The 24,426-nt window shown below is 46.7% G+C and carries 20 protein-coding genes; 9 read left to right on the plus strand and 11 right to left on the minus strand.

Going from position 1 to position 24,426, the window contains the following annotated elements:
• Window positions 1-48: 48 nt before the first annotated feature.
• From ACZ5ZC_RS20730 to ebgR, 3 genes are all read right to left on the minus strand, one after another.
• Window positions 49-501, minus strand: coding sequence for a beta-galactosidase subunit beta (locus tag ACZ5ZC_RS20730; protein WP_005484991.1), 453 nt, complete (start codon window positions 499-501; stop codon window positions 49-51).
• Window positions 502-504: 3 nt separating this feature from the next.
• Window positions 505-3,603, minus strand: a complete 3,099-nt coding sequence (gene ebgA / locus ACZ5ZC_RS20735) for a beta-galactosidase subunit alpha (RefSeq protein ID WP_464932245.1) — start codon at window positions 3,601-3,603, stop codon at window positions 505-507.
• Between the two features lie 346 nt (window positions 3,604-3,949).
• Complete coding sequence (gene ebgR / locus ACZ5ZC_RS20740) at window positions 3,950-4,936, minus strand: transcriptional regulator EbgR (RefSeq protein ID WP_005494135.1); 987 nt, start codon at window positions 4,934-4,936, stop codon at window positions 3,950-3,952.
• A gap of 380 nt (window positions 4,937-5,316) precedes the next feature.
• Here ebgR and galE point away from each other — a divergent pair, with 380 nt between their 5' ends.
• From galE to galM, 4 genes are all read left to right on the plus strand, one after another.
• Window positions 5,317-6,336, plus strand: coding sequence for a UDP-glucose 4-epimerase GalE (galE, locus tag ACZ5ZC_RS20745; protein WP_464932246.1), 1,020 nt, complete (start codon window positions 5,317-5,319; stop codon window positions 6,334-6,336).
• 83 nt (window positions 6,337-6,419) lie between these two features.
• Window positions 6,420-7,472: a UDP-glucose--hexose-1-phosphate uridylyltransferase gene (locus tag ACZ5ZC_RS20750; RefSeq protein ID WP_025570897.1), complete on the plus strand. Its 1,053-nt coding sequence runs from the start codon at window positions 6,420-6,422 to the stop codon at window positions 7,470-7,472.
• A gap of 109 nt (window positions 7,473-7,581) precedes the next feature.
• Complete coding sequence (gene galK / locus ACZ5ZC_RS20755; RefSeq protein ID WP_140050570.1) at window positions 7,582-8,742, plus strand: galactokinase; 1,161 nt, start codon at window positions 7,582-7,584, stop codon at window positions 8,740-8,742.
• A gap of 9 nt (window positions 8,743-8,751) precedes the next feature.
• Window positions 8,752-9,816, plus strand: coding sequence for a galactose-1-epimerase (gene galM / locus ACZ5ZC_RS20760; RefSeq protein WP_464932385.1), 1,065 nt, complete (start codon window positions 8,752-8,754; stop codon window positions 9,814-9,816).
• A gap of 73 nt (window positions 9,817-9,889) precedes the next feature.
• Here galM and ACZ5ZC_RS20765 read toward each other — a convergent pair whose 3' ends face one another.
• The gene (locus ACZ5ZC_RS20765) at window positions 9,890-10,915 is read right to left on the minus strand and encodes a LacI family DNA-binding transcriptional regulator (RefSeq protein WP_006742407.1); all 1,026 of its coding nucleotides are present in this window, start codon (window positions 10,913-10,915) and stop codon (window positions 9,890-9,892) included.
• A gap of 212 nt (window positions 10,916-11,127) precedes the next feature.
• Here ACZ5ZC_RS20765 and ACZ5ZC_RS20770 point away from each other — a divergent pair, with 212 nt between their 5' ends.
• Window positions 11,128-12,198: a cellulase family glycosylhydrolase gene (locus ACZ5ZC_RS20770; RefSeq protein ID WP_048625922.1), complete on the plus strand. Its 1,071-nt coding sequence runs from the start codon at window positions 11,128-11,130 to the stop codon at window positions 12,196-12,198.
• Window positions 12,199-12,268: 70 nt separating this feature from the next.
• Entirely contained in the window at window positions 12,269-13,657 is a 1,389-nt protein-coding gene (locus ACZ5ZC_RS20775) for an MFS transporter (RefSeq protein WP_109169546.1), read from the plus strand.
• Window positions 13,658-13,746: 89 nt separating this feature from the next.
• Here ACZ5ZC_RS20775 and ACZ5ZC_RS20780 read toward each other — a convergent pair whose 3' ends face one another.
• On the minus strand, window positions 13,747-14,745 hold the full coding sequence (locus tag ACZ5ZC_RS20780; RefSeq protein WP_053809256.1) for a substrate-binding domain-containing protein: 999 nt from the start codon (window positions 14,743-14,745) through the stop codon (window positions 13,747-13,749).
• A 176-nt stretch (window positions 14,746-14,921) separates the two neighbouring features.
• Here ACZ5ZC_RS20780 and ACZ5ZC_RS20785 point away from each other — a divergent pair, with 176 nt between their 5' ends.
• Both ACZ5ZC_RS20785 and ACZ5ZC_RS20790 read left to right on the plus strand, forming a co-directional pair.
• Window positions 14,922-15,254 (plus strand): tRNA-binding protein, encoded by a 333-nt coding sequence (locus ACZ5ZC_RS20785; RefSeq protein ID WP_054867155.1) that lies wholly within the window; start codon window positions 14,922-14,924, stop codon window positions 15,252-15,254.
• Between the two features lie 146 nt (window positions 15,255-15,400).
• The gene (locus tag ACZ5ZC_RS20790) at window positions 15,401-15,997 is read left to right on the plus strand and encodes an outer membrane beta-barrel protein (RefSeq protein ID WP_012841470.1); all 597 of its coding nucleotides are present in this window, start codon (window positions 15,401-15,403) and stop codon (window positions 15,995-15,997) included.
• A 38-nt stretch (window positions 15,998-16,035) separates the two neighbouring features.
• Here ACZ5ZC_RS20790 and ACZ5ZC_RS20795 read toward each other — a convergent pair whose 3' ends face one another.
• Window positions 16,036-16,587, minus strand: a complete 552-nt coding sequence (locus ACZ5ZC_RS20795) for a gamma-glutamylcyclotransferase family protein (RefSeq protein ID WP_048625918.1) — start codon at window positions 16,585-16,587, stop codon at window positions 16,036-16,038.
• Between the two features lie 184 nt (window positions 16,588-16,771).
• Here ACZ5ZC_RS20795 and ACZ5ZC_RS20800 point away from each other — a divergent pair, with 184 nt between their 5' ends.
• Window positions 16,772-17,956 carry an NnrS family protein gene (locus ACZ5ZC_RS20800; protein WP_124008455.1) on the plus strand — a complete coding sequence of 395 codons (1,185 nt, stop codon included), beginning with the start codon at window positions 16,772-16,774 and terminating at the stop codon, window positions 17,954-17,956.
• 77 nt (window positions 17,957-18,033) lie between these two features.
• On the opposite strand, the gene ACZ5ZC_RS20805 is transcribed toward ACZ5ZC_RS20800, so the two are convergent.
• From ACZ5ZC_RS20805 to ACZ5ZC_RS20825, 5 genes are all read right to left on the minus strand, one after another.
• Window positions 18,034-18,987, minus strand: coding sequence for a CorA family divalent cation transporter (locus ACZ5ZC_RS20805; RefSeq protein WP_464932247.1), 954 nt, complete (start codon window positions 18,985-18,987; stop codon window positions 18,034-18,036).
• 286 nt (window positions 18,988-19,273) lie between these two features.
• Complete coding sequence (gene glpD, locus ACZ5ZC_RS20810) at window positions 19,274-20,833, minus strand: glycerol-3-phosphate dehydrogenase (RefSeq protein WP_074191728.1); 1,560 nt, start codon at window positions 20,831-20,833, stop codon at window positions 19,274-19,276.
• Between the two features lie 176 nt (window positions 20,834-21,009).
• The gene (locus tag ACZ5ZC_RS20815; protein WP_006742414.1) at window positions 21,010-21,801 is read right to left on the minus strand and encodes a DeoR/GlpR family transcriptional regulator; all 792 of its coding nucleotides are present in this window, start codon (window positions 21,799-21,801) and stop codon (window positions 21,010-21,012) included.
• Between the two features lie 159 nt (window positions 21,802-21,960).
• Window positions 21,961-23,478: a glycerol kinase GlpK gene (gene glpK, locus ACZ5ZC_RS20820; protein ID WP_006742415.1), complete on the minus strand. Its 1,518-nt coding sequence runs from the start codon at window positions 23,476-23,478 to the stop codon at window positions 21,961-21,963.
• Between the two features lie 59 nt (window positions 23,479-23,537).
• Window positions 23,538-24,392, minus strand: coding sequence for an MIP/aquaporin family protein (locus tag ACZ5ZC_RS20825; RefSeq protein ID WP_046875005.1), 855 nt, complete (start codon window positions 24,390-24,392; stop codon window positions 23,538-23,540).
• Window positions 24,393-24,426: the final 34 nt, after the last annotated feature.

Below are 24,426 nucleotides of genomic sequence, written 5' to 3' on the forward strand. Positions count from 1 at the left end.
GTAGGGAGGAAGGGCTTGTAATGCTGTGACCACAGCCCTTCTCTTGTTTTATTTATTTAGGAAGTAGCCATCTTCGATGGTTACTTTGAGCACCACTTTTCTTACGCGGTTGTCTCCATGGAAGCGGTACGCTTCACTGTTTTCAAAAATCGCCACTTGGCCTTCGCAAAGCTCACGTGTTTCACCCTGACCAGAAAAAAATTCGCGGTCGGTTTCATCACGATAAGCTTGTTCTAGTGTCAAAGCGGTTTTATCCGCGAACTCAACGGTTTCTCGGCCTTCGAGGTAGTAATGCACATCGAAGTAACGACGGTTACCGATGAACATTTCGGTTTGTTTCGCGATGCCATCTTCAACCATGTACACCAGTGAATCGCCAATCGAGTGCATCACGCCATCTTTGATGTTGCCGATGTTGCCAATGGCTTCCACACAGCGGTTCCATTTACGACCGTTGCGATATACCTGTTTGAATTGCTCTAAGCTGTCTAACACGATCATGGATTACGCCTCGTTGACTGATTGAGTATTGGTTTGAGTGAAAAATGCGTTGTCGAAATCATGGTTTGCCATCACTTGTGCGTTGCAATCGCCTGCTTGCAGTGGCATCAGCGTCAAACCGTAACGGAACTCGTCCATGTACACGCGGTAAGAGTCGAGCACTTCACTGCCCCATGAGTTCGAGCCTAACCCCATCACTTGATGGTCAAGATTAAGGGTGATGTAGCCACTCTTTTCTAGCTCGATCGTATGTTGCGCTTCATGCAGATTTTGGTTGGTGTAGAACCACGCGCTGAAGTTGATTTCTTGCTGAGGTTTCACCAATAACCCTGTGCCATGACGGTTGGTGAGCGATGCCCAGCGCACGTGTTGGCGGTTGCCGTTGTTTTGCGGGAACGGGTAGTTCTCGAACATGTCCGCCACATTGGTGTGGTAAACATCAATGAGGTTAGCTTGGCGACTGTCTTGGTAGTTTTCTTCTGGGCCGCGACCGTAGTAGCTAACTTGGTCAAAGCTGCCGTTGATGCCCAAATCCAAGCCGATGACCGGAACTACGTGAGGGTAGTCGCCGTAACGTTCGCCACTCAGTTCCACATTTAAATGGCCTTGAGCATTGATTTGATAGCGATAGGTACAACGCATGCCAAAATCAAAGACCGGCGGCGCAATGATGCTGGTGGTCGTAATCAAGACGGAATCATCAGTTGCTTCCACAGCAAGTGTGCGGAAGTGCTCCTGCATGATTTGCAGATGCGCTGGGTGCCACAAACCTTCATACTCTTGTTTGTGGTTATCAATCATCGGTTTGAAGAAGTTCAGTCTCGGCTCAGATTGAATGATCTCTTCGCCATTTACGCGCCAAGAAGTCAGCTTGCCGTTTACTTTGGAGAAGGTGAGCGTGAAGTTATGACCTGTGATCACGTGCTCTAGGCGGCTTTCTTCAAGTACCAATGGTTGAACATTGTGGTTGACCAACGCAGGCAACGTGGCGGTGTTTTCTTTCAGTTGGAATTGATACACCGCAATTTCATGGTTGGCTTCGCTGTAAAGCGTGCGACTGTCTTTACGTACGGTGAAGTTAACAAAGGCTTCGTGCTCATCCAATTCTGGCAAGTCGATGGTCACTTCACGTTCGCTGTTGGCTACCAAAGCTTCGACTTTAAACTGTACGCTTCGCAAGGTTTCACCTTCGGCACGCACATCAGCAGTAATGGTGTAATCATCGAGGCTGGTGAACCACAATTTGTTCTCAACGATAAAGCGGTCATGGCAACCTTCAACGGCGCGGATTTTCACCGGTGCAATGACTTGTTTGTATTCTTTCAGGCCAGGGCCCGGGGTTTGATCTGGGTAAATCAGACCATCCATACAGAAGTTGTAGTTGTTTGGGTAGTCACCGTAATCGCCGCCGTATTTGTAGAACTCTTGGCCGTGTTCATCACGCGCTAGAATGCCGTGATCACACCATTCCCAAACGTAGTGACCTTGAATGTGGTCGTGCGCATAGAACACGTTTTGGTATTCCGTCAGACCACCCGGCCCATTACCCATCGCGTGGGCGTATTCGCAGATAATGCGTGGCTTCTCGTGTGGGTGTTCGCCAAAGTAATTCATCAGTTGAGCGCGTGAGTACATAGTGGAAATCACATCCACCACTTCAGCATCGCGGTCTTCTTCGTAGTGAACCAAACGGGTGTCATCAATTGCTTTGGTCGCGGTATACATCGCACGGATGTTACAGCCATAACCTGATTCGTTACCGAGTGACCACATGATGATAGAAGGGTGGTTCTTTTGCGCATGAACATGGCGCACTGCGCGATCGACAAACACCGCTTCCCAAGCAGGATCATTGGTGATGCGGCTGAGGTCGTCAACGTTGGCAAAACCGTGGGTTTCCACATCGGTTTCTGCCATCACAAACAGGCCGTAAATATCACACAACTCGTAGAAGCGTGGGTCGTTCGGGTAGTGTGCGGTGCGAACTGAGTTGATGTTGTGTTGCTTCATCAAAATCAGATCTTTTTCCACGCGGTCCATGCCCACTGCGCGACCTTTTAGATGATCGTTGTCATGACGGTTGACACCATGCAGCATCACGTATTGGTTGTTGATGTAGAACAGGCCATCGCGCACTTTGATATCACGGAAACCCACGCGTTGTGGGATCACTTCCACTACGTTGCCTTGGTGATCTTTTAAGGTAATGAACAAGTGGTAAAGGTAAGGGTTTTCAGCCGTCCAATGCGTTGGATTCACCATATCAATCGCAAAGCTTGTTGAGTGGTGGTTTTGGATAGTCAGTGAATCGCATTGACCACTGGCTACGACAGTGCCTTTGTCATGCAGCGCGTATTCCAGCGTATAGCCAGACGCGATAGCGGTAGAAAGATTTTCCAATTCGATTTGAGCACTGAGCGTCGCACTTTGGTAATCGTCGGCGAAATCGGTGCGAATTGTTAGGTCTTGGACGTGAATGTTCTCTTTTCCGATTAGGTAAACATCACGGAAGATCCCCGCCGTCCACCACATGTCTTGGTCTTCAATGTAAGTGGAATCGGCCCACTGCATCACGCGTACAGAGAGTAAGTTTTCGCCTTGTTGGACGAACTTGGAAATGTCGAATTCCGCTGTGAGTCGGCTGCCTTTACTAAAGCCGACGTACTCGCCGTTTATGTATACTTCAAAGTAGGTTTCCACGCCGTCGAACTTGATGATGGTTTGTTGGTTATCCCACTGTGGACCAAGTGTAAATGTGCGTTGATAAGCGCCCGTTGGGTTGTCGGTTGGTACAAACGGGACGTCGATCGGGAATGGGAAGCCCTCATCGGTGTATTGCAGATCGCCGTGGCCTTCCATTTGCCACATGTTTGGGACGGTAATGTGTCCCCAGTCGTTCATTGTTTGTGAGTAAAACGCATCAGGTACCAACATTGGGTTGGTGAAATAACGGAATGTCCATTGGCCGCTGAGCAACATAAAGCGGCGACTCAGTTCACGTTGAAAGGTTTGTGCGCTCTGAACAGAGTCGTAGGAGAAAAAGTACGCACGCGGTGCCATACGATTCTCGTGTAAGTGTTGGAAGTTTTCCCAATTGTTCACGTTTTGATCTCCCCTCGGCTTGGTGCGCTTATGTTGGAATGCGGATTGGTTTCACCCGGCTCAACATCAGTGCAAAAACAACGGCCGATGTATTGTGAAAAATGCTTATGAATAATCTGAGAAAGATATTAGTAAAAGTTTTACTAAAATAAATTGGTGAAAACGTTTTACTTTAACTTGGTCACGTTTTAAATGACCAATGTTGAGCAAGATGTGATCAGAGTAAAGGAATGCGTTCTAGATTGTTTTGGAAAGTAAAAACAGTAAAAATTCGGTAGAAAATAAAAGAAGAAATAAAAAAGCACTGAAAATACAGTGCTTTATTTGAGCAGTTTTGAGGGTGTTTTTATCGAGTTGTGCCGCGTAGCTTGAGCTTGCTTGGAACGTACACTTGAAGAGGCAGTGCGCGTCCGTCACGGTATTTTTCTACTAACAAGTTCACGCCTTGAATCCCCATCATTTCAGAATGAATACGAACGGTAGATAGAGGAGGGAAGGTAAAGCGCGCGGTAGGAATGTCGTTCACGCTGATCAGCGCAATATCATCAGGAATGTTTAAACCAAACTCATGCACTGCTCGTAACACACCAATCGCAATGGAGTCCGAAGCAATGAACATCGCTTTTGGGAAATCGCCTTTGGCCAGCATCTCTTTCGCTAAGTCATAACCGGACAAGCTAGAGAAATCGCCACGATAAATGTCGTCTTCAGAAACCACACCTTTTAGACTGCCGTAGTCCACAAACGCATTTTCACGAATGTCTGCGGTGTTGGGCTCGTCTTGTCCACCAATAAATCCGATGCGCTCGTAGCCTTGTTGTACAAAGAAATCAACCACTTGCTTGCTGATTCTTACAAGGTCGATATCAACGCAATCGTAAGGGCTAGTTGGATCTGAAAAGTCGATGTAACAGATGCTATCGGCTAAGCGTTTAGGTAACTTATTGACCACCTTTTGGTCGACTTTCCCGACTAAAAGGACACCCGTGATCTTTTGCGTTTCAACATCAATTTCGCTGTTGTAGCAATTGGTTAGCGTAATGCCGAGTTTATCGCACTGAGTTTCAATCCCATGACGAATCGACAAGTAGTACGGGTCATTCACTTCTGCTTCTTGTTTGTAATTGTACAAGGCCAAAAAGTGATGTTTTTGCTTGGCTTCTTTGGTGGCTTTCTTCGAACTGCTGGTGCGGTACTCCAGCTTTTCTGCGATTTCTAAAATGCGGCGTTTGGTTTCTTCTTTAACACTCAACGTCGGATCGTCATTCAAAACTCGCGATACGGTTGCAAGTGAGACGCCCGCTTCAGTGGCGATATCTTTTAGTGTTGCCATGTACATTTCCCGTTGGCATTGCTCACAGTCCAAGTGAGAACTCAATAATCTGGCTATTGTAAACAGCTACTTAGGGATGCACAAACTTTTAGTAAAATCGTGCGATCCACGAAAGAGAGCGGTATCTGCTCGACTCATCTTCACTGCTCATCATCTTCTTGGTTTAATTTAACTAAAGCTAGCATCTAAAATAAGGCTTTTGTGTAATTTCGTGGAAACGTTTACACAATTTGAATTCGATCACGGATCTGGATCGAGATTGGTTGCTAGACTTTTAGCCAGTTAAGAAATGGGCGTACCGATTCGATGCAATGGCGATTGGCTTTTAGCGCATCAGAGTGAGGTATGAACAGAAAGCAGCAAACGTGGAGAAGCAAAAAGTGAAAGTTCTTGTCACAGGCGGTATGGGATACATCGGTAGTCACACTTGCGTTCAGATGATTGAAGCGGGAATGGAACCTATCATCGTTGATAACTTGTGTAACGCCAAACTGGAAGTGTTAAACCGTATTGAAGCGCTGACTGGCAAACAGCCTGCGTTCCACCAAGGTGACATCCGTGACGAAGCCTTTTTGGATACGGTATTCGCGCAGCACGACATCCAAGCCGTGATCCACTTTGCTGGCCTAAAAGCAGTTGGCGAATCGGTGGCAAAACCACTTGAGTACTACGACAACAACGTCAATGGCTCATTGGTGTTGGCGCGCAGCATGCGTAAAGCGGGCGTGAAAAGCATCGTATTCAGTTCATCGGCAACGGTTTACGGTGACCCAGAAATAGTGCCGATTACGGAAGATTCACCAACAGGCGCAACCACCAACCCATACGGACGCAGCAAATATATGGTGGAGCAGTGTTTAAGCGATCTGTTCCATGCTGAAAGCGACTGGAGCATCACCTTACTGCGTTACTTCAACCCAGTTGGCGCGCACCCATCAGGCTGTATGGGGGAAGACCCACAAGGCATTCCCAATAACTTGATGCCATTTATCGCCCAAGTCGCTGTTGGCCGCCGAGAAAAACTCGCGGTATTCGGTAGCGACTACCCAACACCTGATGGCACTGGCGTGCGCGATTACATCCATGTGATGGATTTGGCCGACGGCCATATTGCGGCATTGAAATCGGTGGGGGAAACATCGGGTTTGCACATTTACAACTTAGGTACGGGTAAAGGCTCGAGCGTACTTGAGATGGTGGATGCGTTCGCGGCCGCTTGCGGTAAACCTGTGCCTTACGAGCTATGCCCGCGTCGTTCTGGGGATATTGCTGAATGTTGGGCAAGCACGGAAAAAGCTGAGCGTGAACTAGGCTGGAAAGCAACACGCACGGTGGCTGAAATGACCGCCGATACGTGGAACTGGCAGTCAAAAAATCCCAATGGCTATTCCCCTGCGTAGTTTACGTCGCCGCGTTGCTATCTGCGCTTCTCACGGTTTTGGGAAGCTGAGTTTGAAGAATTTTAAAGAGTTGAGTAAGTAACATGTCGAATGTCGAATTTAACCCAGTGGATCATCCACACCGCCGTTACAACCCTCTGACTGGGCAATGGATTTTGGTTTCACCTCACCGTGCTAAACGCCCTTGGAGTGGCGCAGATGAAAAGCCCGCGTTGGATGAGCTACCAAGCTATGACGGTAAATGTTTCCTTTGTCCAACCAACGAACGTATCTCTGGTGATGTTAATCCAGACTACCAAGGCACCTATGTGTTCAATAACGATTTTGCTGCGCTGATGGTGGATTCACCAGATGCACCGGAGTCAAACAACCCGCTATTCAAAACGCAAGGCGTGCGTGGTTTGAGCCGAGTGATTTGCTTCTCGCCAGATCACAGTAAAACCTTACCGGAGCTGCCAGTGGATAAAATTCGTGGCGTGATAGATACATGGAACGAACAAATTGAAGAGCTCGGCAAAGAGTACGTTTGGGTTCAGGCGTTCGAAAACAAAGGCGAAACCATGGGTTGTTCTCAGCCTCATCCGCACGGTCAAATCTGGGCGAACAGCTTCTTACCAAATGAGATCGAGCGTAAAGAGCACAACCTAAAAGCGTACTACCAAGAACACGGCAGCAACTTGCTGGTGGATTACGTACAAGCGGAACTCAAAGACGGTTCACGCATTGTGGTGGAAACCGAACACTGGCTGGCGGTGGTGCCTTACTGGGCTGCTTGGCCGTTCGAAACCATGTTGTTGCCGAAAACGCACATTCGTCGCATGAGCGAACTCAGCGATGAGCAACGAGACGATTTAGCGCTAGCGATTAAGAAGCTGACCAGCCGTTACGACAATTTATTCCAATGCTCTTTCCCTTACTCAATGGGCTGGCACTACGCGCCGTTTTTTGACCAAGGCACAGACATCGACCATTGGCAGCTTCATGCACTTTTTTATCCGCCACTACTGCGCAGTGCCACGGTTCGTAAGTTCATGGTGGGCTACGAAATGCTGGCAGAAAGCCAACGTGACCTCACCGCAGAGCAAGCGGCACAGCGTCTGCGTGATGTGAGTGATGTCCACTACAAAGAATGCTAAGTCTTTAAATTGGACTGATTACGAATAACGGGATAGCGCGACTTTACAGATAGAAAGTTAGGCTCAACGCGCTATCCCACACAAATTACTATTTTAAGAGAACGTCCCTATGTCTGAACTTATCCAAAATGTGAAAGCGTCATTTGAGCAAGTGTTGGGCTACGCACCTAGCCATATTATTCAAGCGCCTGGTCGTGTGAACTTGATTGGTGAGCACACCGATTACAACGATGGTTTTGTCCTACCGTGTGCCATTAACTACCAAACGGTCGTGGCGGCGGCAAAGCGTGAAGACAATATCGTGCGTGTGGTTTCGGTCGATTATGGCAACGCAGTGGACGAGTTCGATATCACGCAAGCCATTACCTTCCAGCAAGACAAAATGTGGGCGAACTACATTCGCGGCGTGGTGAAGTGTCTTCTGGCGCGTGGCTATCAGTTTACTGGGGCGGATATTTCAGTCAGCGGCAACGTGCCTCAAGGCGCGGGTTTGAGCTCATCGGCGGCATTGGAAGTGGTGATCGGTCAAACGTTTAAAGTGCTGTTCAATCTTGAAATCAGCCAAGCCGAAATTGCGTTAAACGGTCAGCAAGCTGAGAACGAATTCGTCGGTTGCAACTGCGGCATCATGGATCAAATGATTTCAGCGGAAGGGCGTGAAAATCATGCGATGCTATTAGATTGCCGTAGCCTTGAAACTGAAGCCGTCTCAATGCCAGAAGAGATGGCAGTCGTGATCATCAACTCGAATAAAAAACGTGGTTTGGTCGACAGTGAATACAACACTCGTCGTCAGCAATGTGAAGAAGCGGCGCGTATTTTCGGTGTGAAAGCTTTGCGTGATGTGACGATTGAGCAGTTCAACGAGAAAGTCGCTGAGCTGGATGAAATGGTGGCAAAACGTGCTCGTCACGTCATCACAGAAAACGATCGTACTGTGGAAGCGGCACAAGCGCTACGAGCACACGACATGAAGCGTATGGGCGAGCTGATGGCCGAGTCTCATGCCTCGATGCGCGATGATTTCGAAATCACGGTAAAAGAAATCGATACGCTGGTGGAGATAGTCAAAGAGGTGATCGGCGATCAAGGCGGCGTGCGCATGACTGGCGGTGGCTTTGGTGGTTGCATCGTGGCACTTGTACCGCCAGCACTGGTTGATGACGTGAAAGCGGAAGTTGAAGCGAAGTACCAAGCGGCTACGGGCTTAAAAGAGTCGATTTATGTTTGCCAAGCCAAAAATGGTGCGGGTTTGGTTGAAGTGCTGTAAGGAATGATGATGAAAGCCTATTTTCAACAACTAGAACAAGCGATGGCGCAAACGCCGTCGTTTGATGGCCAAACTGCGAATCTGATTCATTTGACCAACGCGAATGGTATGACGGCGTCGTTTATGGATATCGGTGCGACATGGTTGAGTTGCACATTACCGGTAAATGGTGAAAACCGTGAAGTGTTGTTGCGCTCACCAAATATGGCTGAACACATGAAGCAAGACGCTTACTTCGGTTCCATTGTTGGCCGCTTTGCTAACCGAATTGCGAAGGGGCAGTTTGAGATAGACGGAGAGAAGTATCAACTTGGTATCAATAACGGTGAAAACTCACTGCACGGTGGGCTGGAAGGGTTTGATAAACGCCGCTGGAAGGTTGAAGAGCAAAATGATCAACAGGTCACTTTTTCACTTCGCTCCCCGGACGGTGACCAAGGCTATCCGGGAAATCTCGATGTGAAGGTGACGTACACGCTCACTGACGAGAATGAACTAGCTATCGCCTATGATGCTAAGACCGACAAAACATCTCCAGTGAATTTAACCAATCACGCTTACTTTAACTTGGCTGGCGAGGCGAGCCGCGCGAAAAGTTTGGATCATACTTTACAGCTCAATGCTGGGTATTACTTGCCAACGGATGCGGGGTTAATTCCTTCCGGTGAACAAAAGCCAGTTTCGGGTACCAGTTTCGACTTCACCGAGCCAAAATCGATTGGCCAAGAATTTCTTGCTGAGCAAGATCAGAAAACCGCTGGTGGCTACGATCACGCCTTTGTATTCATGCCTGAAGTGACCGATGGCGTATCTGTCGCTGCGGTTTTAATTGCACCAAAAGAAGATGTGGTGATGAAGGTGAAAACCACCAAGCCTGCCATCCAGTTTTATTCAGGTAATTTCTTAGCCGGTACGCCAGGTGCAAGTAAAACTTACGAACGCTATGACGGCCTAGCATTGGAAACGCAGTACTTTCCAGACGGGCCAAACAAACCAGAATGGGGACTCAACAATGGGGTGTTGAACTCTGGGGATTGCTATCAGCATCAAACTATTTACCAGTTTGAATTTTAGATAGCACTTCTACCCTTTGAACTTGCAGCGGCAGCGATGCTGCAACTCCAACGACTTTGGGTGTTATGGTGGGCTACATGCCCACCTTTTTTGTTTTTGTCGAAGAGGTTCGAACGATGAGCTCACCCTCTACTTTGCGTTTGTTAGAAAGCAACGGCTGCCCTTCAATCAGTGCCATCAACGATTCGATTGCGAGTTTACCCATGTCTGAGTAGGGCAGTTCAACCGACGTTAATGCTGGAAAGCTTTCAGAGGCGATTTGCTGATTATCGTAACCGACAACGGCAACATCCTGAGGAATCTTCAACCCCAACTCCGCTATCGCTTGGTAGCACCCCATTGCCATATAGTCGCTGCCACAGAAAATCGCTTCTGGCGGCTGCTCCATATTCAGTAGTGCCAGTGTTTGCTGGTGCGCTTCTTTTAGCGACCAGTTTGCATCGACTAAATACTCTGAGTTAGGAATGATGTCTGCATCAATGAGAGCCTGACGATAACCATCGGCACGTTGCTTACTGGCTAGCATCCAACTTTCACCAGACAGCATGGCAATGCGACGATAACCTTGCGCTGTGAGGTGTGAAACTGCTTTGTAAGCTCCAATCATATCGGCCGGCAAAATACTTGGCGTTTCGGTGTGTTCTTCGTTGGTGCAGTTCAGCAGCACAGTCGGTAAGGAAGTTGTGACGCGTTGCTGCTCCAACTCTCGCGTCATACTGGATGCGTAAACCAAACCTGCGTAATCACCGCCGTTGATCTCCGACTCAATCTTGCTTGCCAACACTTCATCATGGCTGTAATTGAAGGTCACCAATATGTAGTCGTTCGACCACGCTTCTTCTCTCGCTGCATTGATGGCATCGATAAATGGGTCATAACTGGTTAAGCCGTTGATCACCAATGCGATCTTTTTAGGGCGTCCCAAAGCATGGGCAACCTTTTTGTTTTTGTAGCCAAGTGATTCTGCGGTTTCGAGCACTTTACGTTTGGTCGCTTCCGCGATTTTTACGGAAGTTGAGCCATTCAATACCAGCGATACGGTCGACTGAGAGACGCCAGCCGCCGCCGCAATGTCACTCATGGTGATTTTTTTAGCCATTCTGCTCTTTTACTTAATTTCGTTAGCTAAAGATATTAGCTAAAGATTAAGTTCGGATCATCCTTTAAAGATGAAGATCACAAAAGTAAGTCAGAGCAACTTAAAAGCTGTGATTTTCACCACGTTTATTCTTTGAGCACCTAGTCATTAAATTATTAATTAAATTATTAGCTAATATTATTAGCTAATAATTTAGCTTTAAGGTGAGTAAGATGAAAAGATGGTCGGAAGAGAAAGCGTGGCAATGGCAAAAAGAGCATGGCTGGCTACGTGGCTTTAACTATTTACCGCGCACAGCGGTTAACTGGAATGAGATGTGGCAAGCGGAATCTTTTGCTCCAGAGGTGATGGAACAAGAGTTAGCTTGGGCGCATGATGTGGGTTACAACACTTTACGTACCAACTTACCATTTATAGTTTGGCAAGCGGATCGCGATGGTTTACATGCGCGAATTGAGCGCTTTCTGGATATTTGCGAACGCAATCAAATCAAAGTGATGCTCACGCCGATGGATGACTGCGGTTTTTCGGGCGACCATCCTTATCTTGGTGAACAAAAAGCGCCAGTACCGGATTTGCACAATAGCCAAGCAGCAGCAAGTCCTGGTCGCAATGTGGTGATGGACAAATCTATGTGGGGTGAGGTCGAAGCGTATATTCGCGACATCATCTCTACCTACAAAAATGACCCTCGAATCGTTATTTGGGATCTCTATAACGAGCCAACCAACCGCATGATTTTCACCACTACGGGTGAGATCGCTTATGACGAAGAAATGGAAATCTTTAGCCATGAGCTGATGGAAAAAGCGTTTGAGTGGGCACGTGAAGAAAACCCAACTCAGCCTCTTACCGTCGGCGCTTGGCATGCGCCAAGCATTCTTGACCGAAGTCTACCGATTTATGAACACCCAACCGATCGAAAAGCGATGGAGCTGTCGGACATCATTACTTTCCACGCTTACTTACCACTCGATCTGTTCCATAAAGCCGTTGAAATTGTAGAAAGCTACAACCGACCAATGATGTGTACAGAGTGGCTTGCTCGTCATGCGCAATCTTATATGCACGAACAGCTTCCGGTCTTTAAACAGAAAAACATTGGCTGCTACCAGTGGGGATTAGTGAAAGGAAAAACACAAACGCATCTGCCTTGGCCAGAGATAAAACGTAGCGATGCAAACTATGCGAGTCAATGGTTCCACGATCTGCTTGATGAGCAAGGACAGCCGTATGACGCAAGCGAAGTGCAATTGATCAAAACACTCGCAGAAGTGGATTAATTGCCTGTGAGCCGACTCTGAGAAATGGGTCGGTTTCTTATTTACAATAAAATCAATTGAGACGTGAACAATGACTACTCTACAAAACAAACTCACTAATAAGGAGCTGATGTCTTACTTCGGCTATGGGGTAGGCCAGTGCTTTAGCTTTGGTCTAGTCGGCTCTTTTATTCTTTATTTCTATACCGATATTTTGGGTATTTCTCCAATTGCGGCGAGTACGATTTTTTTGATTGCTCGTGTGTGGGATGCGGTGAATGACCCGCTCATTGCCGGATACATGGACACGCTAGACTCTCGCTTTGGTAAATTCCGCCCTTACATGCTGTTTACGCCGGTTCTGATTGTTCTGGTCACGGTGGCCGCTTTCTATAACATCGATGCTGATACATCGACAAAAGTGATGTATGCCGGTATCACTTACATTCTTTGGGGTACGCTTTACACCATTTCTGATGTGCCGTTTTGGTCTATGTCTTCTGTTATGACGGATGAACCACAAGAGCGAGCAAAAGCGGCAACTTGTGCCATGTTAGGGGTGAATGCGGGTATTGGTGCGACTTTGGTTGTGTTCCCGAAACTGAGCGCTTACTTCGCTGATGGCCGCGCAGATCAGGGTTACTTACCAGCAGTGATTGTGTTGATGATTGCAGGTTTGTTCTTCATGCTGAACGGTTTTTACAACACCAAAGAACGCATCTCGACGAAGAGCTGCGAAAAAGTCACTCTAAAACAAACCTTTCAAGCCGTTCGTAAAAATAAGCCGTTGTTTTTTATTCTGGCAGCGTTTTTCATGAATGTGTTTTTCAATCTAGTGAATGGCCTGTACATTTTCTTCTTCACATACAACATGGGGGACGCAGGGTTAGTCTCTCTGATTGGTACCATCACTTTGGTAAGTGCGATCGCATGTTTGGCTACGCCTGTGCTGACAAAGCGTTTCAAAAAACGTGACATCTTTATTGCGCTGTGTGTTTTAGAGATCATCGCTCGCATTGGGTTCTATTTTACTGGCTATGATAATCCAACGGTCGTGATGGCGTGGTTAGCGGTGATTACTGGCATCTTTATGATGACCAACCCTCTTATCTCGGCCATGATTGCAGACACAGTAGAGTACTCTTACTACCACAGCGGCAAACGTACCGCGGCGATCACGTTCTCGGGACAGACCTTTACAGGCAAACTCTCTGTTGCAGTAGCGGGCGGCTTAACGGGGGTTATCTTGACGATGATTGGCTATGTACCAAATGCGGCGCAAACGGAAACCGCGCTCAGTGGTATGTTCTTCTGTATTGCGTTGCTACCGGCATTGGGAGCTCTAGTGCGCATTTTCATTATGTCTCGCTACACATTTACCGAAGACCAACACGCGATTTTACGAGAAAAATTACAGCGTGGTGAGTTTGCGGAAGGCGTTGACGTGAAGTCTGCAAAACCGAACGAAGCCTTGAGCTAGAATCCATATCGTCTCGACAAGTGCTCAAAGAAAAAGCCCGCTCAATAACCTGAGCGGGCTTTCGTTTTCAATTTACAGGTTATCCACCATCAACAACGCTCAACAGAATTTCTTCGTACTAAAGTTGGGCTAAAAATAATGGTTTCGTCTTCAATTTTTTCGTCACGAGATAGCGCCAAAGCCAAACGGGCGGCTCGTTCTGCCATCATCTCGATTGGGTAGCGAATAGTAGTCAAGCTAGGGTGAACAAAGCGGGCGATTAAGCCATCATCGAACCCGACCATAGAAACCTTACTTGGTACGTCAATGCCATTTTGATCCAACGCTGCCAGTGCGCCAGCGGCCATGTAGTCGTTGTAGGCCACTACTCCAGTAATCTCCAAAGATTTGGTTAACAGGTTAGTCATCGCAACTTCGCCACCATCACTGTTGGGCTCACCGTATTCGATGTAGCTTTTGGAGAGTTCAATACCATGTTCTTTCAATGCGGCTTGGTAACCTTGCAAGCGCTCATCGGTATCTTCGATATCGTGGGATGAGGCAATGCAAGCGATTTTGCGATGCCCATGACGAATCAAATATTCTGTTGCGAGGAATGCTCCTTTGCGGTTATCAAGGGAAATACAGCGTTCAGCCAGCTCTGGGATATGACGATTGATAAGCACCATACCTTTTACTTCTTGGGCGTAGCCAATTAGATCCTCATCAGATAAGCCTTTCGAGTGGATGACTATTGCATCGCAACGGCTGTTGATCAGCAATTCTAAGGCTTGACGCTCATCTTCTGGATTATGGTAACCGTTGCCAATCAAGATATGTTTGCCATTTTCGCGCGCGACATTATCGACTGATTTGACCAGTGTGCCGAAGAAAGGATCGGACACATCACTCACCAACACACCCATGGTATTTGTGCTTTGGCTCACCAAGGCACGAGCTGCGGCATTGGGTCTGTAACCCAATTTGCTCATTGCTTTGGTGACCGACTCTACCGATGATTGGCTGGCTTTTGGGGACTTGTTGATCACGCGAGAAACCGTTGCGACCGAAACACCGGCTTCTTTCGCGACATCCTTGATCGTTGCCATATAGAACCTTTAGTGGCTAAAAATTTTGACTGGAAGTATTAAACACCCATTGTGTAATAAGTGCAATTTGATAGGGGATTTGCTTTCGGAAATGAGATCTTTACCACTTGTATTTATTAAGCTTACTGATAGTGTAAACGTTATATTTTTAGTAAAACTTTACTGAGGTTTTAATTATGGAAACTATCGCTTACTCAGATTTTGCCAAATTAGAAATTCGTACCGGAAAAATCATTGAAGTGGCTCGTCATCAAAATGCAGACAAGCTGTATATTGTGCAAATTGATATTGGTGAAAAAACACTGCAAACCGTAACCAGCTTAGTACCTCATTACACAGAGGAAGAGTTGATGGGCAAACAAGTGGTCGTGTTGTGTAATCTTGCCAAAGCCAAAATGCGCGGCGAAACCTCAGAATGTATGTTGTTGTGCGCAGAAACGGATGATGAATCCGAAAGTGTGTTGCTAACGCCAGAAAGAGCGATGCCGACTGGGGTGAGAATTGTTTAGAGTTTAATCAAGCAAACGTTTTATTGTTCGTGTTTATGTTTTGTGTCTCATTTTATAAATAAATCAATAGGAATATATTCAACTCTATTTATAATCTCCGCGCTTTTAAAAACTGTTTAACAGTATGAAAAACATAGGAAATTATAATGAAAAAAGTATTGCCATTATTGGCTTTAGGTGCAGTGGTTGCTTCAGCGTCAGTTCAAGCAAAAGGTAACTGGTATGTTGGCGCAGATATTCTTAACTCTGATCTTGAAGTTGAAGGTCACTCTTACAGCTCTTCAGCTACAGGTTTGGGTATTGCGGTAGGTAAAGAGCTGCAATATTCAGAAAACTTCAAGTTGGCTTTAGAAGGTGAGTACATTTACTACGGTAGCTTCGAAGAAAAAGCATCGGGCGCGGGTAATTGGTTAGAAGCTACTGTTGAAGGTTATTCATTCAACCTTAATGCTAAACCTAAGTACCAATTCTCTGGCACTGGTTTTTATGTTGGTGCTGTTGTTGGTCTAGGTGTAACTGGGGTTGATTTAGAGGCAAAATCAAACCTTTCTGGTTTCACTGGTAAGACTGATGGTAGCGATGCTGGCTTTAACTATGGTGCTGAAGTGGGTTATGAATTTGCTTCAGGTCTGGTTGTTTCTGGTGGCTACCGTGCTTCTACAGTAACCATCGATGTTGAAGGTGGTGGCGATCTTGAATTTGATTTTGACAGCCTGTACGTTGGCGTTGATTACAAGTTTTAAGCTCGCATAAGCAAAACATAGATACTAAAAAGGAGCCGTTAGGCTCCTTTTTTTATTAGATTATCAATCAACTCGTAATGATGCTCTTGCACGCCTGCTAGGTTGCCATATTTAGGTTGATGGCGGTCATTTTCTTTTGCGTGTTGCCAGCCAATGGTGTGACGCACAAAATGCTCTGCAAACGCATGAGATACTTCTAAGCAACCTGCTAGCACGGTATCGACATAGCTTTGCATGATTGGGCTTTTTACGCACGGTGGTAATGGCTCGTCTTTTACGTAAACCCAGATGCTATGTTCTTGGTTAAAGTTCGCGTCCGTTTCGATTTGATCTGGCTGAATTTGAATACGATGATAACCACGCTCACGGCGATCGAATTCTGCGAGAGCTTCTTCATTCACTTCGAGTAAAACGCCGTTGACCTGCCCATCGCCTTGGTTTACAACCAGAGGAGACAGAGTGTAGCTGTCATCAATCTTTCCCCAGTAGCGCACCAGTCCATGAGCAATGACGGGAATGGCTTCTCCCGTTTGTCCGGTTAACTTACGTGACGCAGAATTAATCAAACTGCCATAGCCAAATATGTACATCTTCGTTGCATCCCTTAACTGATGGTTGTGTCTCTCACCGTTTATACCTAACCCGCCTCTGAAGCACAACTTTACCTCTTAAGTATAATCTTAACTCTTAACATGTATTTTTTATACATGTTTATGGTAGCATCAATATTGTAGTTGAGTTAACCAGCATCGAGAGACGCTTGAGGGCAAGATAATGCTGAATATCACCGATAAAAAAGTGGAAGAAAAAATCCCCGCATGGCTGCGATTAGGCTTTCGGCCGTTTTTTCTGTTTGGGTCGATTTACGCCATTGTTGCGATCGCGTTGTGGGTGTGGATGTTCCAAAGCGGACAGCCAAACGCATTAACTGTACCGGCATTATGGTGGCACGTTCATGAAATGTTGTTCGGCTTTTCGATGGCGATTGTGGTTGGTTTTGTACTGACCGCGGTACAAAACTGGACTGGCATTAATGGCACCAAGCATTACACGCTTTTGATCTTATTTGGCTTGTGGTTGGCACCTAGAATATTGCTCTGGACGCCAGCGCCGTTATGGTTAACCAGCAGCATTGAAGCGGTATTTTTGTTGTTTGTTGCCTATGAGGTAGGCATTCGTGTTTATCGAGCCAAAGGTTGGCGTAATCTGTTTTTTGTGCCGCTGTTTCTTTTGGCCATTTTTGCGAACTTTGCAAGCTACGCAACAATAAAAGGCATGCCGCCGTTTAGCTCTTCTGCTGTATGGCAGGCGATGTTGTGGTGGTTTACGCTGTTATTGTCGGTCATGGGCGGACGTGTGATTCCATTCTTTACTGCGCGTCGATTTAATTTCGAAAAAGCGCAACCACTGGCTTGGTTAGAATGGTTCGCGAACTTGCCGTTGGTAATGCTATTTGTGCTGAGCTTTTTCCCTGTGACGTTTGCAGAATTAGGCAATCCGTTGATGCTGTTTGCAGGAGTTGCTCAGTTGGTGCGTTTTGTTCGCTGGAAACCTTGGTTAACCCTGAGCGAGCCTTTAGTGTGGTCGCTGCATGCTGCGTATTTGTGTTTGCCACTAAGCTTAATTTTGCGAGGCACTTGGGGAGATGCATTTGCCAGCCATAACCTGATTCACCTGTTTGCGATAGGTGCATTAGGCGGCTTGATTTTAGCGATGATCGCACGCGTGACGATGGGACATACTGGTCGCATGATCTACAAAGGTCCGAACATGAGCCTTGCGTTTGCGGCGATTACCGCGGCAGCTTTGGTTCGCAGTTTTGCCGTGATATTTGATCCTGCCAATATGATGCTGTGGATTAATATCAGTGGCGGATTGTGGATTGTCGCATTTGGCCTGTTTGTTTGGCGCTTTGGCGTGATGCTTATTACCCCTCGCGTTGATGGTCATCCCGGATAGGGCTCTAATGTGAGTAGAGAAAGAGGAGCCGCGCGCTCCTCTTTTCTTTTGATTGTTGTTCTTTATAGGATTAGTGCTTATTCGTCTTCGTCGTCCGTTTTATTCGTAAACCCCAAACGTTTGAATAGCCACCACTCTAGAGCAAAGATGACAATTAAAGCGATACAGAACCAGGTGAACGCCATGGCGGATTCCACGCCTGGCATACCGCCAATGTTGATGCCAAGCAAACCTGTTAGGAAGCTGGTTGGCAAGAAAATAGTCGCCACTAGGGTGAATAGATAACTGTTTTTATTAGTTTTCTCGTCACGATGATGTTTGATTTCTTCTTGAAAGAGAGCGACTTCTCCAAGATAAAACTCAAGTGTTTCATTTATGCGCGTAATATTATTGTGGGCGAAGCGATATTGATGGGGCCTTAAAGCCACCAACTCGGACTCTGATTCAACGAGATCTCGAATAGCATATTGCTGAGGGCGAATAAAACGTTTGATGGAGATAAGCGCTTTTTGAGTCGCCATATGCTTGTACGTCGATTCATCATTCACATCAAACTGGTTTAACGTCTCTTCAATCGTATCGAGGTAAACGTCTATTTTGCTATTTAATCCTTCAATAATCTGATGAAGTAAACCCGCAAGGCTTTTCGGACCTTTATGTTCCGCCAATGCTTGACGAATTTCCATGATGGCACGCGATGGGATCTTACGTGTTGAAATCAGTGCGCCTTGAAAATAGAGAATTCGAATACTGAGCATGTCTTCTGGTGAAGCATCGCCATTCATATTGACGCCTCGTAAAATCAACATGAAGTTCTCGTCATCCAAAGGGTGGAAAGACGGTCGGCTCTCGTCGGCTAACAGGTGATCGACAGTGGCACGTGGTACTTGGTTTTGCTCTAGCCAGCCACGAATATCGGGATGCAGCCGTTCACAATGGTACCAATGTTTGTCTTGAATCTGCTCCGCCGTTGTGGATTGCTGAGTTGCTTCTGGGGTTGAAAAATCCCAATGTTCAATCATAAAACCCATTTTCTTTTCCTTGTCTGAGCCTTTCCCCAAATAACTCGGAAAGAGCCTGTGCTCTTCCGCTGCATTATTTTCCGTGAAATGCATCAGTGATAACGTTCTGAACCTAGCTCCATGAAGTTATTCAGGGATAATTATTTAAATGAGTATGATTGCATTTAACGCTAAATGTCTATGAATAGTTGCTCTTATTTGTAATCAAGTGAAGCAAGCCAAAGTGTGGTGTAAAAACAGCAAAATAAAAAAGCCTGCAACGAGGCAGGCTTTCTAGTAGGGAGGGGAGGAGCAGTTAGCCAACTTGAGAAAGATTAACCACTTTCTGCTGTAGCTTCTCTTTTAAATAGTCCGATAAAGCCAGCTTTTCTTCGTCGTTCATGTACAGACCAAGCTTGGTACGACGCCACAAAATGTCTTCATCGGTCATTGCCATTTCATGGTTCATTAAGTAGTCGATCTCACGTTGGTAAACACCGCCGGCTTGCGATGAGAACGCGTGTCCAAGGTCAGCTTCGCTTGCTGTGCCTTCCATTAAGTTCCACGTTTGGGTACCAAATTGTGTTACGTAACGAAGAATCAATGCTTCTGGCGCCCAAGCGTATTTAGCATGAATTTGTTTAGCTAATTGTTCACGACTACAGCTGAAGTTACCACCAGGTAGGGTTTGATTTGCCGTCCAGTCGCTTCCCATCTCTGGTAGGAAAGGAGCCAGCTTTTTCATTGCCGCTTCACCCAGCTTACGGTAGGTCGTCAGCTTACCACCAAAGACAGAAAGCAGAGGTGCATGGTCGTATTCCGCATCGAGCTCTAGCGTGTAGTCTCGTGTGATCGCTTGCGGAGAGTCAGATTCATCGTCACATAAAGGACGAACACCGCTATATGTCCAAACCACATCTTCGCGAGTCAGCTGGTGGACAAAGTGTTGGTTTACGATGTCGATGAGGTAATCGACTTCGTCATCTGAGATTGCCACTTCGCGTGGGTCACCTTTGTATTCCACATCTGTTGTACCAATGATTGAGAACTTATCTAAGTAAGGAATCATAAATACGATGCGGTTGTCTTTGTTTTGAAGAATGTAGGCTTGCGGTTCGTTGTGGATACGAGGAACAACGATGTGCGAGCCTTTGATTAAGCGAATGTTACGAGGAGAGGCTTGCTCTAATCCATCATCAAAGAACTGTTTTACCCAAGGGCCAGCTGCGTTTACTAGTGCTTTTGCTTTGCGTTCGAAACGTTGGTCTGTCATCACGTCATGAATTGTGACATGCCAGATACCACCTTCACGGTGTGCTTTTTCTACGCGGCAGTAGTTACGTACTTCTGCATGGTTTTCACGAGCAGCCAGAACGTTAAGTAATACTAAACGCGCGTCATCAACCCAACAGTCAGAGTATTCGAAACCGGTTTTCATTTCTGGTTTTAGTAAGCCCGATTTCGCTAAGTTGACGGTTTTGCTGCCTGGCAGAGTCGTACGTTTACCCAAGTTATCGTAAAGGAATAGACCACAGCGAATCATCCAAGCTGGGCGTAGGAATGGGCGATGAGGCAAACGGAAACGCATTGGTAGTGCAACGTGAGGCGCTTTGCGAAGAATAACTTCACGTTCTGCGAGCGCTTCCGAAACCAAACGAAACTCATAGTGTTCAAGGTAGCGTAAACCGCCGTGGATCAGTTTAGAACTTGCCGAAGAAGTAGCGGACGCGAAGTCATTTGCTTCGTATAAGCCAACACTCAAACCGCGGCCAGCTGCGTCTGCCGCAATACCAGCCCCGTTAATGCCGCCACCAATTACGATCAAGTCTAAGGTAGTGGATGAGCTAGTAGTGGAAGCATTTTTTTGTATACTCATAAATTTGACCTCTTGGTGAGCGAACGAGCATTTTAGAACATGATCTAATCCTAGCTTAGGTTTCGTTTGTGATCATCTATTATTTTCGTTTGTGAGCGTTTTGTGTGATTTAGGCACAAAAAAACCTCTGCCTAATTAAGACAGAGGTCATTTGAGAGGCAAATTAATGATTGAAACTACTCGTTTTCGAAGTTTGTCTCGTTCGCTTCAACGACTTCAAGTGGAATTGAAGCTTCTTTTAAAATCGACAGGATTTCTTCTGGTGGCTGCTTGTTGGTAAAGATCATGTTGAGCTGAGCGATATTGCCTAGCTTCACCATGGCATTACGCCCAAATTTGGTATGGTCGACGGCAAGAAATACACTGCGGCTGTTGTCGATGATCGCTTGTTTGACCCTGACTTCGTGGTAATCAAAGTCTAGTAGCGAGCCATCAAAGTCGATACCACTGATGCCAAGAATGCCAAAGTCGAGACGGAACTGTTTAACGAAGTCGAGAGTGGCTTCTCCAACAATGCCGCCATCGCGACTTCGAACTTCACCGCCAGCTAAGATGACTTTGATCTCTGGGTTGGGGAAGAGAATGGTTGCCACGTTGATATTGTTGGTAACCACGCGTAGCTGTTTATGGTTTTTATTGAGCGCTCGCGCAACCGCTTCTGGTGTGGTGCCGATATCAATAAATAGAGTCGCGCCATCAGGAATGTGCTTGACCACCTCGTCTGCAATGACATCTTTTTCATTGAAGTTGAGCGCTTTACGCGTGTTGTAAGATGTGTTTTCAGAACTGAGAGGGATGGTTGCACCACCGTGATAACGACGAATTTTGTTGTCGTCGGCGAGTTCATTAAGATCGCGTCGGATGGTTTGTGGGCTGACATTGAATCTTTCTACCAACTCATCCGTGCTGACATAGCCTTGTTTTTTCACCAACTCAACAATCTGTTGGTGTCGAGGTATTTGCTTCACTTACCACTCCCTTGTGCATTGGTAACGGCCAATGCTTCAAATTCGAAGCTCTATTGTGCTCGAATTTGCGCGTTGTGAGAAGTAAGCGAGTTCAGGAATCAGGGGCAAAGCGCAAAAAAGAGCGCACAAATGGCGCTCTTTTTTCGTATGGAGGTGAGATTAATCTTCTTCGTCGTGAAGCTCAGACCAGGTTTGCGCACATTTCACTGCGCGTTTCCAACCCTTGTAACGACGATTGCGCTTTTCTTCATCATCGTGCGGCTCAAACGTGCGATCAAGCACCGCTTTATTCTGCAACTCGTCAATGCTGTCCCAGTAACCCACGGCAAGACCTGCAAGGTAGGCTGCACCAAGAGCGGTAACCTCTGTTACTTGAGGGCGGTGTACTTCTGTATTCAATACATCGGATTGGAACTGCATTAGGAAGTTGTTCGCTACCGCACCGCCATCGACGCGAAGATTCGCAAGTTTAATACCTGAGTCGGCTTGCATCGCATCCAGTACGTCACGAGTTTGGTAAGCAATACCTTCCAAAGTCGCACGGATAATGTGGTTTGAGTTCACGCCGCGAGTAAGGCCGACAATCGTGCCACGTGCGTAGGCATCCCAGTATGGTGCGCCTAAACCAGTAAAGGCAGGCACGACATAAACGCCGTTTGAGGTATCCACTTTGGTTGCGAAGTATTCAGAGTCTTCTGCACCGTTTAGGATTTTCAATTCATCACGTAGCCATTGGATAGAAGCACCACCCATGAATACGGCACCTTCAAGTGCATAAGCAGGCTCACCTTTAGGACCACAAGCCAAAGTTGTCAGTAGGCCGTGCGTCGAAGTGACTTTTTCTTGGCCCGTATTCATTAGCAAGAAACAACCCGTGCCGTAAGTGTTTTTCGCCTGACCCGCTTCAACACACATTTGGCCGTAAAGCGCAGCTTGTTGGTCACCAGCAATACCAGAAATAGGAATACGAGTACCGCCTTTACCACCAATGTTGGTCTTACCGTAAACTTCCGATGAACGTTTTACTTCTGGCATCATAGATGCTGGGATACCAAGCTCATCTAACATTTTCTGATCCCAACATAGATCGTTGATGTTAAATAGCATTGTACGCGATGCGTTGGTGTAGTCGGTCACGTGAACGCGGCCTTGAGTCATCTTCCAAACTAACCAAGTATCGACGGTACCGAACAACAGCTTGCCTGCTTCTGCGTCTTCGCGCGCGCCTTCAACATTGTCCAGAATCCATTTCACTTTGGTACCTGAGAAGTAAGGGTCAAGCACCAAACCTGTGTTGTCACGTACGTAGTTTTCTAGACCACGCGCTTTTAAATCTTCACAGATGTCAGCAGTACGGCGACATTGCCATACGATCGCATTGTAAACGGGTTTGCCTGTTTCTTTATTCCAGACGATGGTAGTTTCACGCTGGTTAGTAATACCGATAGCCGCCAATTGGTCGCTACGGATGCCAGACTTAGCTAGAGCTTCTACCAACGTAGAGCTTTGTGTTGCCCAGATTTCCATTGGGTCATGTTCTACCCAACCTGCCTCTGGATAAATCTGAGTAAATTCGCGCTGTGCGACGCTTACGATGTTCGCGTCATGATCAAGAATTACTGCGCGAGAGCTTGTCGTACCTTGGTCTAGGGCAACAATGTATTTTTGCTCAGTCATGGTAAGAATCCTTTTGTTTCGTTATTTATATTTTAGTAAATGTTCGAGTTGCGTCAGTTTTAAGCTCTAGCTTCTTCTGTTTCTTCTTCCGTCTCACATTGGTTTGGAATTGTACAGCCGTGGCCTTGTTGTGGAAGGTAAGCCGCAATCGCTTTTGGATACAACCAACCACCAAAACACGCACCTGCAATCGGAGCAAGTAAAGGCACGATAAAGTAAGGAATGTCTTTAGCACCTGTCAGAGCGTAATCCCAGCCTGCGAAGTAAGCGAACAGTTTCGGTCCAAAGTCGCGCGCAGGGTTCATCGCGAAGCCAGTTAGTGGACCAAGAGAACCACCGATCACGGCAATCAAAATACCGATTAACAGCGGGTTCATTGCACCTCGTGCAGCGCCGTTATTTTCATCGCCCAAAGCCAAAATCGCAAACATCAGCACGGCAGTGATAACGAATTCCACAGCAAAAGCGCCAAAGAAAGAGAGGGAAGCATGTGGATAGGTTGAGAAGATACCAGCGGTTGCTAGTGCATCTTGGCTACTGCGGACGAAGTTATGTGCGATTTCGTAGTCGGTGAAAAGGTTGCTGTATAAGCTGTAAACCAACGCAGCAGAGCAGAATGCGCCAAGCATTTGGGCGATGATGTATGGCACCACTTTCGCCTTATCAAAACCATGGAACATAGCGAGTGCGATGGTTACCGCTGGGTTGATGTGCGCGCCTGAAACGCCGGCAGTACAGTAAATAGCGATGGCGACACCTAGGCCCCATACAATACTGATTTCCCATTGTCCAAATGATGCGCCTGTTAGAACTAAGGCTGCGACACAGCCTACGCCGAAGAAGATAAGTAGTCCTGTACCGATAAACTCGGCCAAACATTCTCCGAGCAGAGAGGGGTGTTTGTTCGTTGTCATGTTAAAAGTCCTTTGATCATTTTTGCCTGTCTAG

Source organism: Vibrio sp. JCM 18905 (assembly GCF_055393305.1).